The organism is Pseudomonas artemisiae (genome assembly GCF_057128685.1).
Window position 1 is genome coordinate 67,171 of record NZ_JBSKHS010000002.1, and the last position, 15,483, is coordinate 82,653.

A 15,483-nucleotide genomic window follows, 5' to 3' on the forward strand; every position below is an offset into this window, starting at 1 on the left:
TCGGCCCCGCTGTGTTCAGGTTTAAAAGTCGCCTTTTTTATTGCGACGGATCAGAGGCATCATGAAAACGTATCTGGATCTCTTAACCGATGTCATCAGTAATGGCGTAGTCAAGGGTGACCGTACCGGAACAGGCACCAAGGCTGTGTTCGCTCGCCAGTTTCGACACAACTTGGCCAATGGCTTCCCGTTGCTTACTACGAAGAAGCTTCATTTCAAGAGTATTGCCAACGAACTGATTTGGATGTTGAGCGGCAATACAAACGTGAAATGGCTCAATGAACATGGAGTGAGCATCTGGGACGAATGGGCCACTGAAGAAGGGAATCTTGGTCCGGTTTACGGTGAGCAATGGACAGCCTGGCCGACCCAGGACGGTCGTAAAATCAACCAGATCGACTATATGGTCGAAACGTTGAAGACCAATCCAAACAGCCGGCGCATCCTATTCCATGGCTGGAATGTTGAATACCTTCCTGACGAGCGACTAAGCCCCCAAGAGAACGCACGCAACGGATTACAGGCATTGCCTCCTTGTCACCTGCTGTACCAAGCATTTGTACATGACAAGCACCTTTCCATGCAGCTTTACATCCGTAGTTCCGATGTGTTTTTAGGCCTTCCTTACAACACTGCGGCCCTGGCTCTGTTGACACATATGTTGGCGCAACAATGTGACCTTATACCTCACGAGATCATCGTCACAACGGGCGACACCCATGCTTACTCCAATCACATGGAACAGATCAAGGAACAGCTGAGCCGAACGCCAAAACCACTTCCCAAGCTAGAGATCCTTCGGCGCCCGGAATCCATCTATGACTATAAATTTGAGGATTTCCGGATTGTTGGATACGACGCAGACCCGAGTATCAAGGCACCCGTAGCAATATAAGTTCAATAGCGTAGGCGATCCCCTGCCGCCAGTAGGCTACGAGGAATATTTGCGCTCATAGGCCAATCTGTTTACGTTGATGCATTGCTCAAATGGACCTGGGAATGACTCGACAGAAAACCGCTTTGGGCCCCGCGTTGCCTGAATCTACCCGCCAGCGGCGAGCACCGAAGGGCGAAAAACGCCGTGAAGAGCTGCTCAATGCCGCATTGGAGATGTTTTCCGTGGAAGGTTACAGTGGCGCGTCAATCGCCAGGATCGCACAGAATGTAGGGATTACCGTGGCTGGCGTGTTGCATCACTTTCCTAGCAAGATCGCTCTGCTGACGGCCGTATTGAAGCGGCGCGACGAGGCTATGATACAAATGGCCGAAAACATCAGCAGCGATGAGAGCCTGAACGGTTTTTTCTCCGCGCTCAAGGCCATCAACCGGGCGAACATCAGCCATCCAGGTGTGATTCGGGCCTTCAGCATCCTTAATGCCGAGAGCCTGGCGGAAGGGCACCCTGCCTGGGAGTGGTACCAATCCCGTTATCAAGCCATCTATGCACGTATGCGTGAGCAGTTGTACGCTTTGATGGATAAGGGCGAGGTCCGCGGCGATGTGGACGTGGACGCGACTATCCAGCACATACTGGCCATGATGGACGGCTTGCAACTGCAATGGTTGAGGTTTCCAGAAAGGGTAGACCTGGCCCAATGTTTCGAGACCTATCTTGCCCAAGTAGAGCAGGCGATCAAGCAAACCAACGCGTGTGCGTAGATGGCTTAAAAGCAACCTACTGATGAATTCGAATATGTCGATGGGCATGCCAGCGTGGATGAAAAGGCTCGTCCCTGAGCCTGCAGCCCCGGCTATAACAACGCCGGAGCCTGTCCTTTAGTAGTTTGAGTTGCCGTAGTCGTCGGAATCGTTCGTGGTGGTTTCACCCGTGGCCTGGTCATACACGCCGCCGGTCTTCACCGCTGTCGATGTGACCTTGGTGGCGTTCAGCGCCGAACGTGGCAGGGGGTTGCTGGTGGTAGTGGACAGCTCCTGGCGGAATTGGTTGACCAGCTTGCCTTGCAGGCGGATATCCTGTGAAGAAGCACCCAGCGAGATGTTAAAGGTATCGGCATCGACCACCCACTGTTTGCTGGCTACGTCAAAGTAAGCCAGCGAGCGGTCGTTCAGCTCGATGGTCACGTGACGGGTTTCGCCCGGCTGCAGGAACACCTTCTTGTAGCCTTTGAGCTCTTTGAGCGCGCGGGCGACTTTCGGGTTGGCCTGGCCAACATACAACTCGGCAACTTCGGAGCCTGCGACCTTGCCAGTGTTGGTAAGGTCGAAGGACACCTTGATCGGCGTGTTGCCGACAGCCACGCCTGGCGTCACGCTGATGTTGCTATAGCCGAAGGAGGTGTACGACAGCCCGTAGCCGAACGGATACAGCGGCTTGGTGCCTTTCTTTTCATAGCCACGGTAACCCATGAACAGGTCGTTCTTGTAGCTGGTTTCCTTGAGGTTCAGGTTGTTGTCGTAGTTGGGGAAGTCCGCGTACAGCGGGTTGTCCTCGATGTTGCGTTCGATACTGATCGGCAGTTTGGCGGAAGGGTTGACCTTGCCGAAGAGGATCTCCGCCAGGGCCTGGCCGCCGTTCTGACCGGGGTAGAAGGCATGCAGCGCGGCAGGAACCGAATCGATCCAGTCGGCCATGTTCAAGCCGGTGCCACCATGCAGGGTAACGATGGTGTGCTTGTTGACCTTGCTGATGTTCTGGATGAGCTGGCCTTGGTACTCAGGCAGGTCGAACCCGTGGTCGAAGCCTTCGCCTTCGTACTCGTTGTTGTTACCGACCGCCACCACCACGGCATCGTACTTGGCCAGGTCTTGCGGGGCCGCCAAGGAAGCCCAGGCCAGTTGAACGCCTACCATGCCGCCCATGGTCGAGATGTAGCCGGCGCGACGCGAGTACTCAAGCTTGATGTCGTATGCCTTGCCAGCTTCGAGGGTCACCTTGCCCGACGCCGGAATGGTCGGCGGGATGCTGTTGGTCGGCAGCGGATGGCCGTCACCGTTATTGATGATTTCCTGGCCATTGACCCACAGGCGCACGGCGCCATCGGCACGTACCTTGAACACTTGCTCGCCACTGGTGGTCGGGGTGACCTTGCCGCTCCAGCGGATCGAGGTGTTGGACGTGTCACCATTGATCGGCAGCGTGTCGGTAGACCAGTCCATGTTCACATGGGTGTCTATCCGGGTAGCGGCGGCATCACCGGACCAGTTGGCATTGTTGAAGAACTCGGCCTTCAAGCCCGCGACGCTCGTGCCCTTGCTGTTTTCAGTAGTCCAGGAGGACACGGCCGGATCCAGCGACAGGCCGTCAAGGAATTCCACTTTGGCGTTCGGCGCGATTTGCTGCAAACCGCTCAGCTCGCTGATGTAGTGGGTGGCCTGAACATTGGCGCTGCCGAAACCGGTAGGTGGTGCGTACTTGGCCAGGTTACCGACCACCGCGATGGTCTTGACCGTGCTTTTGTTCAGCGGCAGCAGGCTGCTGTCGTTCTTGAGCAGCACGATACCTTCGCGGGCTACGTTCAGGGCGACCTTGTTGCTGGTGGCGCTGTTCATGTTGTGGGTGGTGAGTGGTGCGAACTTGTCGAACTGGTACAGGTAGATCGCCCGCAGAATACGGCGCACCTTGTCGTCGATGGTCGCAACGCTCAGCTCGCCGCTGTCTAGGTACGGCTTGAGAAGGGTGCTGTTCATCTGGTAGCCCATCATGTCCAGGTCAGTACCGGCCTGGGCAGCGGGCAAACCATGGACTACCGCGTTGTAGTCGCTCTGGATAAAGCCTTTGTAGCCCCATTCCTTCTTCAGAATCTGCTTGATCAGGTGCGAGTTTTCACAGACATACTCGCCGTTCACCAGCTGGAACGAGCACATCATCATCGCGACCAGGCCATTCTTCGAAGCCGACTCGAAGCTGGGTAGGGTCATTTCCCGGAGCACGCGTTCGGGGATCTTTTCGTTCAGGATGAACCGGTTGGTTTCCTGATCGTTCGCCGCATAATGCTTGGCCTCGGCCCATACGCGACGGGATTGAATACCGTTAATGGTGGCGGCACCGATGGTCGCGCCGATGAACGGGTCTTCACCGGACAAGTACTCGAACGCGCGGCCGCCGAACGGAGTGCGGTACAAGTTCATGCCAGGGCCGGTGATGAACTGGTAGCCACCGCTGGCGGTGTCGTAACCCAAGGCGCGGCCGAAGTCGATGGCTCTGCGTGGGTTCCAAGTGGCGGCAAGGTTCGGGCCGGAGGGGTAGACCACGCCTTGGTTATTACCCTGGCTGGTGTAGCGAACCCCGGCACCCCCGTCGGCACCGTTGATTTCAGGTACGCCGTATTGGGCCAGGGGCTTGACGTTCCAGCCACCCTTACCGCCGATATACGCAAGTTTTTCTTCCAGGCTCATCTTCGCCAGAGTAGCGGCGGCGGCCTTTTCGGCGCGCTGTTCCTTGGCTTCGAGCTGCGTCTGCGTGCTGTCTGCGGCGTGCACCTGGGAAATGGCCAAAGCCAATAACGCTAGGGCCGATTGGGCCCCTATAAGTGTTCGTTTGCGCATCTGTGATAACTCCATTTGCCGATCAAACCCCTGCGCTGTTATGCCGCAGGTCAGTAGCGCAACGCCTTGCTGCAGGCAAGCCTCCACCCCTCCCGTCATTATTGGGCAAGAAAGAAGCAGGCAGCAGCAGGCAACGCTATTGCCGTGCGATGCAGTGGGAAGTTAATTTTGTTGAAAATAAAACCGCCCTGGGTGTGCGGATAATTGCCGAGGCGGTTTGACCTTCTTTTAAATTAAGAAGGGTTTTTTCAAAATGTGTCAATACGGCTGTGTAAGAAAAATCAGGTTAAAAATTTATTTTCGCGATGTGTGAACCGACGCTAAACCTACAGGTCTGTTGGTTTAGCAAAATCCTGGGAGCCCCAGTTTTGCTGGGTTTGTAGCGAAAAATCGCCCGCCAGTGAGCCTGCTTGCGGCTTCACTCGCTTGTGAAGGCGGTCGGGCCGGTCGCTTGCGATTACTGCTTTTCCTCACACTGTATTGGAGTTGATAAGTATGAAATTGCCCCTCTTTGCCGCCTCGGCTGTATTGTCAATGCTCTTTGCGGGCGTCACTTTGGCTGATGACTCTGCTGATTCAACCAGTGCTTCCGGTACATCGGATTCAACTGTCATGACTCAAACTCACGACACTAAGGCCGAAAAGAAACAAGCGCAGCAAACTACTAAGGGCGGCCGCCCAATTGATACAGCTAAAACCACTCGTTAAATAAGCCATAGAATCTGAAGAGGGTTGCAAAGGCCCTCTTTATTTATAGCCCGCAGTATTTACACCCAGAAGCGCCTCCATGCCGTTACCCCCCATCGATGCCTTGCACGCGCAATTGCCTAGCGACGAGCAGATCTGCCAGTGGCTGCTCGCCCACGGCGGGCTGAAGCTCGCGGACCTGGAGCGGGCGCGGCGTCTCGGGCTGGAATCGGCGGGCAATGATTTGCTGGCGCTATTGACGCGCCTGGGGTTGGTTTCGGAATTGTCCCTGGCCCAGGCGTGGGCGGCTTGCCTACCGGCGCCTTTATGGAATGCAGAGGATGCGCCGATGGAAGCCGAGGCGCTGCCAGCCTTGAGTGAGCGCTTCCTGCGCCACCACCGGGTAGTGCCACTGGGCAGGGAACGCGATGGCGTGCATGTGCTGGCGGTTAACCCGGCGGCCCTTTACCCACTGCAAGCACTGGCATACGCCTATCAGGCGCCGGTGTACTTGTCGGTGGGCCCAGGCAACGAAGTGGAAGCGCTGATCGAGCGCTATTTTGGCCAGGGTCGTTCGGCCATGGGCTCGCTGATCGAGACGCTGGACGGGGAAGAGGGTACCAAGGAAGACATCGAGCACCTCAAGGACCTGGCCTCCGAAGCACCGGTAATCCGCCTGGTCAATCTGATTCTGCAGCGTGCCGTGGAACAGCGGGCGTCTGACATCCATATCGAACCCTTCGAAACCCAACTCAAGGTGCGCTATCGGATCGATGGCGTACTGCACGATGCCGAGGCGCCACCGTCTAGCTCCTCGGCTGCGGTCATTTCTCGCCTCAAGATCATGGCGCGGCTAGACATCGCCGAACGGCGCCTGCCTCAGGATGGTCGGATCATGCTGCGCATCCAGGGCAAGGCCCTCGACCTGCGGGTGTCCACGGTGCCCACCAGCTTTGGGGAGTCAGTGGTGATGCGCCTGCTGGACCGGCAGACGGTCAGTTTCGACTTCCAGAGCCTGGGCATGGACGGTGAGCGTCTGGACGGCTTCCTTGAAGTGCTAAGCAACCCCCATGGAATCTTGCTGGTCACCGGCCCAACCGGCTCGGGCAAGACCACCACCTTGTATACCGCGCTCTCGGGGCTCAATACCGCCGAGCGCAAGATCATCACCGTGGAAGACCCGGTCGAATATCAGCTCGAAGGGATCAACCAGATCCAGGTCAAGCCGTCGATTGGCCTGGATTTCGCCACCGCGCTACGCTCCATCGTGCGACAGGACCCGGACGTGATCATGATCGGCGAAATGCGCGACCTGGAAACCTGCCGCATCGCCATTCAATCCTCCCTCACCGGCCACCTGGTGCTGTCGACCCTTCACACCAATAGCGCGGCGGCCAGTATCACTCGCTTGCTGGACATGGGTGTGGAAAGCTATCTGATCGCCTCAACGGTCAAGGGCATTCTGGCTCAACGGTTAGTGCGCCGGCTTGATCCGCATACCCGCATCGCTTTTGAAGCGCCTGCGCAACTGATCGCCGAGCATGGCCTTGAGCGCTTTACCGACCAGCGCCCGATCAAGCTGTACCGGCCCGACACGGCCGCCATCGGTGGCGGCTATCACGGGCGCAGCGCGGTCACCGAGTTGCTGGTAATGAACGAAGAATTGCGCGGCCTCCTGATGCGCCAAGCCGATGCGGCCACCCTGGAGCACGCCGCGCGCCGTGGAGGCCTGCGCACCTTGTATGAGGAAGGCCTGCGCCAGGCAGTGACCGGTATCACCTCCCTCGAAGAGGTACTGCGCGTGACGCGCGGTGACTGACATGGCCCACTTCAACTATCACGCCTTGGATGGGGAGGGCGTTGCTCAACGCGGGACCCTCGCCGCCAGTGATCAGGCAGCCGCTGTCGCTTTGTTGCAAAAACGCGGGCTGATGGTACTCAGCATTGATGCGAGCCTGGGCGCACGCCGTGCTGGCGCCCGCAAAGGCGCCTTAGGGGGGGCAGCGCTGGTCAGTTTCACTCAGCAACTGGCAACCTTGCTCGGCGCCGGGCAACCCCTGGAAAAATCCCTAGGCATCGTGCTCAGGCAGAGCACCGAACCTCGGCGCCGGGCGTTGCTGGAACGGGTTCGTGAGCAGGTCAAGGCAGGCAAGCCGCTGTCCCAGGCGCTGGAAGAAGAGGGCGGGCAGTTCTCCACGCTGTACATCAGCATGATTCGCGCCGGGGAAGCCGGTGGCGAACTGGAGCGCACGCTGCGCCAGCTTTCCGACTACCTGGAGCGCAGCGAAACCGTGCGCGGCGAAGTCGTCAATGCCTTGATCTACCCGGTTTTCCTGGTGTTGGGCGTGTTGGGTTCATTGGCGTTGCTGCTGGCTTATGTAGTACCGCAGTTCGTACCGATCTTTCGCGATCTGGGCGTGCCGCTTCCGCTGATTACTGAAATCATCCTGCATGTGGGCCAAGTACTTAGCGACGATGGCCTGCTGCTGTTGGCCGGGGTGATCGCGCTGGCCTGGGGGTTGGCGTGGCGTCGGCGAGACCCGGCGCGACGCTTGCGCATGGACCGTCGGCTGTTAGCCGTAGGGGTCATTGGCCCCCTCCTGCAGCGTATTGAAGCGGCACGGCTGGCCCGTACCCTGGGCACCTTGCTGAGCAACGGCGTGCCCTTGCTACAGGCGTTGCTCACCGTGCGCCAGGTCTGTGGCAATCAGGCCATCGTTGAACAAGTGGGACAGGCCGGCGAGTGGGTCAAGGGAGGCGGCACCCTGGCCACGGCCTTCGGCCCGCAGCCGCTATTGCCCGAACTTGCCCTGCAGATGATCGAAGTCGGTGAACAGGCCGGCAACCTCCACATGATGCTGCTCAAGGTTGCCGACGTGTTCGACGTTGAAGCCAAGCGTGGCATCGACCGTTTGCTTGCCGCCCTGGTGCCGACCCTGACCGTTGTGATGGCGGTGATGGTGGCGGTCATCATGCTCGCCATCATGCTCCCGCTAATGAGCCTTACCAGTAATATCTGAGGACTTTCCATGCCCCGCACCATCGCTATTGCGCGCCGCCAGCAAGGCGGCTTTACCCTGCTCGAAATGCTTGCGGTGATCGTGCTGCTAGGCATCGTTGCCACCATCGTGGTCCGCCAGGTGGGCGGCAACGTGGACAAAGGCAAGTACGGCGCTGGCAAAGCGCAGTTGGCCAGCTTGAGCATGAAAATCGAAAGTTATTCCTTGGACATGGGCGCGCCACCGGCAAACCTGGCGCAACTGACCACCAAGCCTGCCAATGCTCAGGGCTGGATGGGCCCTTATGCCAAGCCATCGGACCTCAAGGACCCTTTCAGCCATGATTTTGGCTACCGTGTTCCAGGTGAGCATGGCAGCTATGACCTGATTTTCTTCGGCCAGGATGGCGTGACCGGCGGCGACGGCTATAAGGCCGACCTTGGCAACTGGCAGTAACCCTCCATGCACCTGTCAGCACGCGCTCGCGGCTTTACCCTATTCGAAATGCTAGTGGTGCTTATGTTGATCGGCATCACCATGGGCGTTGTCGCCTTTGGCGTAGGTAAAGGGCTGCACGCGGCCAGTGAGCGGCGGGTCTTGGCGCAAGTGGTGCTGGGCCTGCGCGCGGCGCGAGTGCAAGCCATTGTCAGTGGGCAACCAGCCCAGGCGCGTTTTGACTTGGTTACTCACCGCTTCGCCGCGCCCGGCCAGGCGTTGCAAACCCTGCCGGTCGACTTGGCCGTTGAGCTACACACCGCCCAAGCACTGGGTGCCGCCTTCGAGTTCTACCCAGATGGCGGCTCCAGTGGCGGCCAGGTGGTGCTCAGCCAGCCTGGCAAGCGTTGGCGCATCGATATCGGTTGGCTGGACGGCAGTGTGGCGCTGCGGGACTTGCCATGAACGCACCCGTTCTTCCACAGCGCGGGTTTACCTTGCTGGAAATGCTCGCTGCCTTGACCGTGCTGGCCTTGTGTTGTGCCGTGTTGCTTACAGCCTTTGGCCAAAGCGCCAGGTCCTTGGGGCAGGTTGAGCGCAGTGACCGGCTTAGCCTGGCGGCACGATCGTTCATGGATGAAGTGAACAGCGGCCCCTTGGCGCCGGGCCATAGCGCCGGGCAGTGGGATCAGAACGTGCGCTGGGAACTGGACATCCGCCAGCAGCCGAGCAGCGTGCCTCACGTGGCGCTCTATCGCCTTGACCTGAGCCTCGCCAACGGCGGCCAACGGGCGCGTTATAGCACCCTGCAAATACGCACCGTCGGCACGGGCGCTGTACCGGGGGGCGGCCAGTGAAGCGACGCGGCGCGGGCTTTACCCTGATCGAATTGCTTATCGTGATAAGCCTGCTGGGCGTGATGCTCACGTTGATCGGCGGGGCGATCGTGGGCGCCAACCGCGCGGTGGCTAAGGCCGACCGTTATAACGCCCGGCTCGACGAGGTTCGCGCCAGCCAGCAGTTTTTGCGCCGCTCGATCAGCCAGGCGCTGCCGCTGGCGGCCGGTGCCGTCAGTGACGGGCCGCCGGTGGTGTTTCGAGGCACGGCCCAGAGCCTGATGTTCTATGCACCGCTGCCTACGCGCATGGGCGGCGGGTTATATCAGTACCAACTGAGCTTGCAAGGCGAACGCGTGCAGCTTTACCTGGCGCGCCTGGACGGGCAGGCCTTACGCACCTTCGGTGAGCCCCAGGTGCTGCTGCATGAGGTTCGAGCGTTACACCTGAGCTACCGAGGGGTTACCCCTGGCGGGCAACCCAGCGGCTGGCTGGACGAGTGGCCGTGGCCGGCACGCCTGCCCCAGGCGGTACGCATCGATGCCAGCCTGAGCGGCCCGGTGCCTTGGGTGTTGCAAAGCGTTTCGATGAAGCTGGATTTATCCGCCCAAGCAGGTGGGTCATGAAGCTGCAACGGGGTGTCGCTTTGCTGGTGGTGCTGTGGGTATTGGCGTTGCTTAGCCTGTTGCTCGCAAGCCTTGCCGGCGGCGTGCGTCTGGAGGCCCGCCAGGCCCTCTGGCAACGCCAGCATACGCAAGGACTGTTGGCTGCCGAGGCCGGTATGAACCTGGCCGTTGTGGGGTTGCTAGAGCGCAACCCAACGCTGCGCTGGCGCGCCGATGGTCAGCCCCACTCGCTCACGTTCGACGACGCTCAGGTGCAGGTCCGCGTGTTCAGCGAGCGCGGGAAGCTGGACCTCAACGTTGCCGCCTCGGCGGATGTTGGCCGACTGCTTAAGGCGGTAGGCGCTTCTAACACCCAGGCCGACGACCTTGAGCACGCCCTCGACCAACGCCGCGGCGGCCTGCGGCCACCGCTGCGGCTGCTGGAAGAACTGCGTGAATTGCCAGGCATGAGTGAGCAGTTGTACAGCGCCCTGTTAAGTGAAGTAACGCTCTGGAGCGGCCTGGAAAGCCCTATGGCTGCCTTCGCCAGCCCGCGGCTCAAGCAGGCACTTGGGCTTGGACGGGCGGTGGGCGAGGGTGTTACCGATGCCAGTGATCCGGGCGACATTCTTACCCTCTACAGCCAGGCGCGCATGGCTGATGGTTTTACCTCGGCGCTTAGCGTCACGCTGTTACTTACGGCATCAAAGGAGGGGACGCGGCCGTACCGGGTCCTGCGTTGGCAAGAATGAACCCACTGAATTCGTCTTCATTGACACTGCTGCGGGGGCAACTTGAGCGCCTGCGCGGTCACTGGCATCGCAGCCCAGCCCAAGGGCTGTGGCGGGCCTGGCTGCGTGAGCTGCACGGCGCGTTGCCGGACCGCTGGCGCGCGCGGCTTAGCACGGCCCCGGCGGTATTGGTCCTCGACTGGCCCGCCAGCCCGGGTGTGGCGCCTGAGGGGGCGGTAGCCGGCGCCCAGGCAGTCTCGGCACAGCGTTACGTGCTGATGCTGCCAGCGTCGATGGTGTTGGCCCAGGAGTTGAGCGTGCCACTGATCGCTACACGCAGCCTGCATAACGTGCTTGGTTTCGAACTGGATAAACACACGCCCTTCAGCGCCGCCCAATTGTATTTCGACGCGCGCGTGCTCAACCGTACCAACCCGTATGCTCAAGTGCTGCTGGTGGCCGTGTTGCGCGACCGCCTGAACGGTATCCTTGATCACTACCGACAACAGGGCATTGCCTTGCACAGCGTCGATGCTCGCGACCTGCAAGGCGCGCCCCTGTGCATTGACCTGTTGCCTCCCGACCGCCGGCCTGTCGCGCCTGCTGGGAACCGGCTCAAGCGCGTGTTGCTGGCGGCGCTGGTGGCGTTGCTCCTGACCAGCATGCTGCTGTGGCTGAATGCCCGCCAAAGCCTGTTGAGCGACATGCAAGCCACGGTTGCCGAGCAACGCCAGCAGGTGGACCAACTGCAGCACTTGCGCAGCGAACTGCTCAATACCCGTGGCGCCGCGCGCTACTTGGCCCAGCAAAAAGCCGCGCAGCCGACCCTTAGCCGACTGCTTGCCGAGCTGAGCGACTGCTTGGGCGCTGATACCTGGCTCGAACAGTTGGAAGTCAACGAGAGCGGGGAAGTCCTGGTGTCTGGGCAAAGCGCCAAGGCCAGCGACTTGATCAGCCGTGTCAAGGCTTGCCCCAGCCTGGTCGATGCTCGGTTCCAAGGCATCATTGCGCCCGACAGCGAGAGCGGCAAGGACCGCTTTTCGTTGCACGCACAATTACGCAAGGAGGCTGCCGATGCGTCGCCCACTCAACGCCCGTGAACGCCGTGGCGCCGCGCTTATCGTTCTGGCATTGCTGCTTTGGGCGGCCTGGTGGTTGTTGGTGCAAAGCTGGTTCTCTGGCCCCCTGTACGACATCGAAGACCAGTTACAAAGCGTCCGCGAACAGCAGCAACGTTACGCAGGCCTGCTCGCGCAGCGCCCCGCACTACAGAAGCAACTTGAGCAGGCCCGGCAGGACCCCGCCAGCCGTAGCAGTCTGTTGCCCGGCGATGACCTCAGCGCCGTGGCCGCGCAACTGATGCAACACAGCGTTGAACGGGTAAACGCTTATGCCGGGACGGGGCCTGGGTGTGAGGTCGTCCAGCGCATGCCCATCACGCCAGAGCAGGACAGTGCCCAGCCCTATCGCCAAGTCAAGGTCAGCCTGACCCTGGACTGCGCCACGGAGCCGCTGGCTCGGCTGCTGCACGACTTGGAATACAGTCAGCCCGCGCTGTTCATCGATAATCTCAGCATTCGCCGCGCCAGTGGCGCGCTGCCCACCGGCGGGCCAGGCCGGTTGCGCGTACACTTGTTGATCCGCGGCTATCTCCAGCTACCTGCGGCGAAGGAGCAGCGGTGATGGCCACGTTATCCACCCCTCTTAAGGCATTGCGCGCTAACCTCCCATTGGTGGCCCTGTGTGCCACGCTCCTGATCCTCTGCGCCGGGCTGCTGGGCGGCGCCGGCCGTGACCCCCAGTGGTTGCCGCCGCAGTCGGCGCCCACGGCAACCGCCACCAGCGCTACTGGCATAAACATGCCAGGCCTGCCCGAGCAGCAGTTGGCGCTCATCTGGCGCCAGCCTCTGTTCAGCCCCGAGCGCAAGCCCGACGCCGCTGTCGTGGGCCGAGCCGCAGACGCTGGCCTTGCCGGGCTCACCCTCAGCGGCGTAATACTCAACGGCCAGGCCCAGTGGGCGCTGCTACGCCAGGGCCCACGCAGCTTCACGCTCAAGGTGGGCGACAGGTTAAGCAATGGCTGGCTGCTGGAAGTGCTTAGCCCCCGGGAGGCCACCTTCCGCTACCAGGGCCAGCAACGCCGCCTCGACCTGGCCACCCCACGCCTGCCCCCACAGGGCGAGGACGCCTCACCTCGTTTACCCGCCCCATCTGTTTCGCACAACGGCGAGCCCGACGAAGCCGAGCCTTTGGAAGACGCGCCATGAATTCAGTATTTTCAGGAGTCAGTAACATCGCCACTTTGCGCACCCCCCTGTTTTGCCTGGCCACCGCTGTGGCCCTGGCCGGCTGCGCCCTGCCGCCCAGCAAAACCGAAAACGACCCAGCGCTGATGCATGAGGCCTTGCGCGGGACAGGTGACCAGCGCCCAGTGATCGATGACGCGCCCCTCACCACACCCACTGCCAGCCCCAACACGCAGTCGGCGGCGCCTACCCGCCAACAGATCATCCGCGGCAACCAGCGCTTCATTCGCGCGCCGGGCACCCGCGCGCCCTTGGCATCCGGGCCAGCCCCGGGGCAGGATAGGGCGGGCGACATCATGTTCAACTTCACCAACCAGCCCATCGAGGCGGTGATCAACACGGTGATGGGCGACCTGCTACACGAGAACTACAGCATTACCCAAGGGGTGGCCGGCGACGTCAGCTTCTCCACCTCGCAACCGGTGAACAAGACCGAGGCGCTTTCGATTCTCGAAACCTTGCTGTCGTGGACCAACAACGCAATGATCCGCCAGGGTAATCGCTACGTGATCTTGCCGGCCAACCAAGCGGTCAGTGGCAAGCTCACCCCAACGCTGCCCGCGGCTCGGCCCGCCAGTGGCCTGTCGGCACGGCTGTTCTCGCTGCGCTACATTTCTGCCACCGAAATGCAGAAGTTGCTCAAGCCTTTCGCCCGGGAAAACGCCTTCCTGCTGGTAGACCCCGCGCGCAATGTGCTTAGCCTGGCCGGTACCCCTGAAGAGCTTGCCAACTACCAGGACACCATTGATACCTTCGACGTGGATTGGCTCAAGGGTATGTCCATCGGCGTCTACGGTTTGCAGCGCGCCACCGTTGGCGAACTCATGCCGCAGCTACAGAAGATGTTTGGCCCCGACAGTGGCATGCCTCTGGCTGGAATGGTGCGTTTCTTGCCTATCGAGCGGACCAACTCGGTGGTGGCTATCTCTTCGCAACCGCAATATCTGCACGAGGTAGGCGAGTGGATACAGACCATCGACGAAGGCGGTGGCAACGAGCCGCAGTTGTATGTGTATGACGTGCGCAACATGAAGGCCACGGACCTTGCCAGGTACTTGCGGCAGATCTACGGCAGCGGCCAGATCAAGGACGACTCCGCCGCCCGGGTAACGCCTGGCGTGCGTACCACCACCTTGTCCTCGCTCACTGGCAACAGTAGTTCGGGCGCAAGCTTTAGCAGTGGCGGCTTTAACGGTACCACCAGCCAGGGCCTGGGCAACCAGGGCATGAACGCCAGCACTGGCGTGCAAGCTACCACTAGCGATGAAGACCCCAGCCAGGCTGGCAGCGAAGCCGAAGACGGCAACGAAGAAGGCACCGATAGCAGTGGCCAGGCTAGCAGCGGCCAAGGCGCCCAGAGCCTGGACCAAAGTACCCGGATCACCGCGCAGAAAAGCAGTAACCAGCTGTTGATTCGTACACGCCCCGCCCAGTGGGCGGAAATCGAAGGGGCGATCAAGCGCCTGGATAACCCGCCGATGCAGGTACAGATTGAAACCCGCATCCTGGAGGTCAACCTCACCGGGGAACTGGACTTGGGCGTTCAGTGGTACCTGGGCCGGCTGGCGGGCAATTCCACCAGCACCACGGTTGCCAATGCCAGCGGTAGCCAGGGCGCATTGGGTAGCGGCGGGGCAGGCCTGGCCAGCACCGATACCTTCTTCTATTCGTTCGTGAGCAACAACCTGCAAGTGGCTTTGCATGCGCTGGAAAGCAATGGCCGCACCCAGGTGCTTTCGGCGCCGTCGCTGGTGGTGATGAACAACCAGCAGGCACAGATCCAGGTCGGCGAGAACATTCCAATCAACCAGACCACGGTGAACACCACCCTATCCGACACCACCTTGAGCAGCGTTGAATACGTGCAGACCGGGGTGATTCTGGACGTGGTGCCGCGCATTAACCCGGGCGGCCTGGTGTATATGGATATCAAGCAACAGGTCAGTAACGCCGACTACAGCAATGTCACCAGCACTTCGACCAACCCGGCGATCGCGGCACGGTCCGTTGCCACCCAGGTGGCCGTGCAAAGTGGGCAAACGGTATTGCTGGGGGGGTTGATCCAGCAGGACAACAGCGACACCAGCACCCGAGTGCCTTACCTAGGGCGTGTGCCGGGCCTGCGCTGGCTGTTCGGCAGCACCAGCAAATCCAAAGCGCGTACTGAGCTGATTGTGCTGATTACCCCGAGGGTGGTGACGGGGAATAGCCAGGCGCGGCAGGTCACCGATGACTATCGACAGCAAATGCAGTTGCTCAAGCCCTAAGGCAGTGGGCTGTGTTTGTAGCCATCATGCAGGCGGTGGTGAAAGGGGATCGGTGAGCCGGCCCCTGCAAGGACGGTATTCAGTGTTATGGAGTGGGCAACTGATTCCGGA

The 15,483-nt window shown here is 60.6% G+C and carries 15 protein-coding genes; 14 read left to right on the forward strand and 1 reads right to left on the reverse strand.

Going from position 1 to position 15,483, the window contains the following annotated elements; genetic code table 11:
- The first annotated feature begins 61 nt into the window (after positions 1-61).
- Entirely contained in the window at positions 62-895 is an 834-nt protein-coding gene (locus ACWKV4_RS03020) for a thymidylate synthase (RefSeq protein WP_483831172.1), read from the forward strand.
- Between the two features lie 104 nt (positions 896-999).
- On the forward strand, positions 1,000-1,659 hold the full coding sequence (locus ACWKV4_RS03025) for a TetR/AcrR family transcriptional regulator (protein ID WP_483831171.1): 660 nt from the start codon (positions 1,000-1,002) through the stop codon (positions 1,657-1,659).
- Positions 1,660-1,776: 117 nt separating this feature from the next.
- Here ACWKV4_RS03025 and ACWKV4_RS03030 read toward each other — a convergent pair whose 3' ends face one another.
- Complete coding sequence (locus ACWKV4_RS03030) at positions 1,777-4,506, reverse strand: beta-glucosidase (RefSeq protein WP_483831170.1); 2,730 nt, start codon at positions 4,504-4,506, stop codon at positions 1,777-1,779.
- 495 nt (positions 4,507-5,001) lie between these two features.
- On the opposite strand from ACWKV4_RS03030, the gene ACWKV4_RS03035 reads away from it, so the two are divergent.
- The 12 genes from ACWKV4_RS03035 (at position 5,002) to gspD (ending at position 15,372) form a co-directional block, all read left to right on the forward strand.
- Complete coding sequence (locus ACWKV4_RS03035) at positions 5,002-5,214, forward strand: hypothetical protein (protein WP_483831169.1); 213 nt, start codon at positions 5,002-5,004, stop codon at positions 5,212-5,214.
- A 79-nt stretch (positions 5,215-5,293) separates the two neighbouring features.
- A complete protein-coding gene (gene gspE, locus ACWKV4_RS03040; protein ID WP_483831168.1) occupies positions 5,294-7,012 on the forward strand; it encodes a type II secretion system ATPase GspE in 1,719 nt (572 codons plus the stop codon).
- A gap of 1 nt (position 7,013) precedes the next feature.
- On the forward strand, positions 7,014-8,213 hold the full coding sequence (gspF, locus tag ACWKV4_RS03045; protein WP_483831167.1) for a type II secretion system inner membrane protein GspF: 1,200 nt from the start codon (positions 7,014-7,016) through the stop codon (positions 8,211-8,213).
- A gap of 9 nt (positions 8,214-8,222) precedes the next feature.
- Positions 8,223-8,648: a type II secretion system major pseudopilin GspG gene (gene gspG, locus ACWKV4_RS03050; protein ID WP_483831166.1), complete on the forward strand. Its 426-nt coding sequence runs from the start codon at positions 8,223-8,225 to the stop codon at positions 8,646-8,648.
- 6 nt (positions 8,649-8,654) lie between these two features.
- Positions 8,655-9,092, forward strand: a complete 438-nt coding sequence (locus ACWKV4_RS03055) for a GspH/FimT family pseudopilin (RefSeq protein WP_483831165.1) — start codon at positions 8,655-8,657, stop codon at positions 9,090-9,092.
- Positions 9,089-9,484, forward strand: a complete 396-nt coding sequence (locus tag ACWKV4_RS03060) for a type IV pilus modification PilV family protein (RefSeq protein WP_483831164.1) — start codon at positions 9,089-9,091, stop codon at positions 9,482-9,484. The genes ACWKV4_RS03055 and ACWKV4_RS03060 overlap by 4 nt, the downstream gene beginning before the upstream one ends.
- A complete protein-coding gene (locus tag ACWKV4_RS03065) occupies positions 9,481-10,089 on the forward strand; it encodes a type II secretion system protein GspJ (protein ID WP_483831163.1) in 609 nt (202 codons plus the stop codon). The genes ACWKV4_RS03060 and ACWKV4_RS03065 overlap by 4 nt, the downstream gene beginning before the upstream one ends.
- Positions 10,086-10,820: a type II secretion system minor pseudopilin GspK gene (locus tag ACWKV4_RS03070; protein ID WP_483831162.1), complete on the forward strand. Its 735-nt coding sequence runs from the start codon at positions 10,086-10,088 to the stop codon at positions 10,818-10,820. The genes ACWKV4_RS03065 and ACWKV4_RS03070 overlap by 4 nt, the downstream gene beginning before the upstream one ends.
- A complete protein-coding gene (locus tag ACWKV4_RS03075; protein ID WP_483831161.1) occupies positions 10,817-11,899 on the forward strand; it encodes a PilN domain-containing protein in 1,083 nt (360 codons plus the stop codon). The genes ACWKV4_RS03070 and ACWKV4_RS03075 overlap by 4 nt, the downstream gene beginning before the upstream one ends.
- Positions 11,874-12,482 (forward strand): type II secretion system protein GspM, encoded by a 609-nt coding sequence (gene gspM, locus ACWKV4_RS03080; protein ID WP_483831160.1) that lies wholly within the window; start codon positions 11,874-11,876, stop codon positions 12,480-12,482. The genes ACWKV4_RS03075 and gspM overlap by 26 nt, the downstream gene beginning before the upstream one ends.
- Entirely contained in the window at positions 12,482-13,066 is a 585-nt protein-coding gene (locus ACWKV4_RS03085; protein WP_483831159.1) for a hypothetical protein, read from the forward strand. Before gspM ends, ACWKV4_RS03085 begins: the two co-directional genes overlap by 1 nt.
- Entirely contained in the window at positions 13,063-15,372 is a 2,310-nt protein-coding gene (gspD, locus tag ACWKV4_RS03090) for a type II secretion system secretin GspD (RefSeq protein WP_483831158.1), read from the forward strand. Before ACWKV4_RS03085 ends, gspD begins: the two co-directional genes overlap by 4 nt.
- The last annotated feature ends 111 nt before the right edge of the window (positions 15,373-15,483 follow it).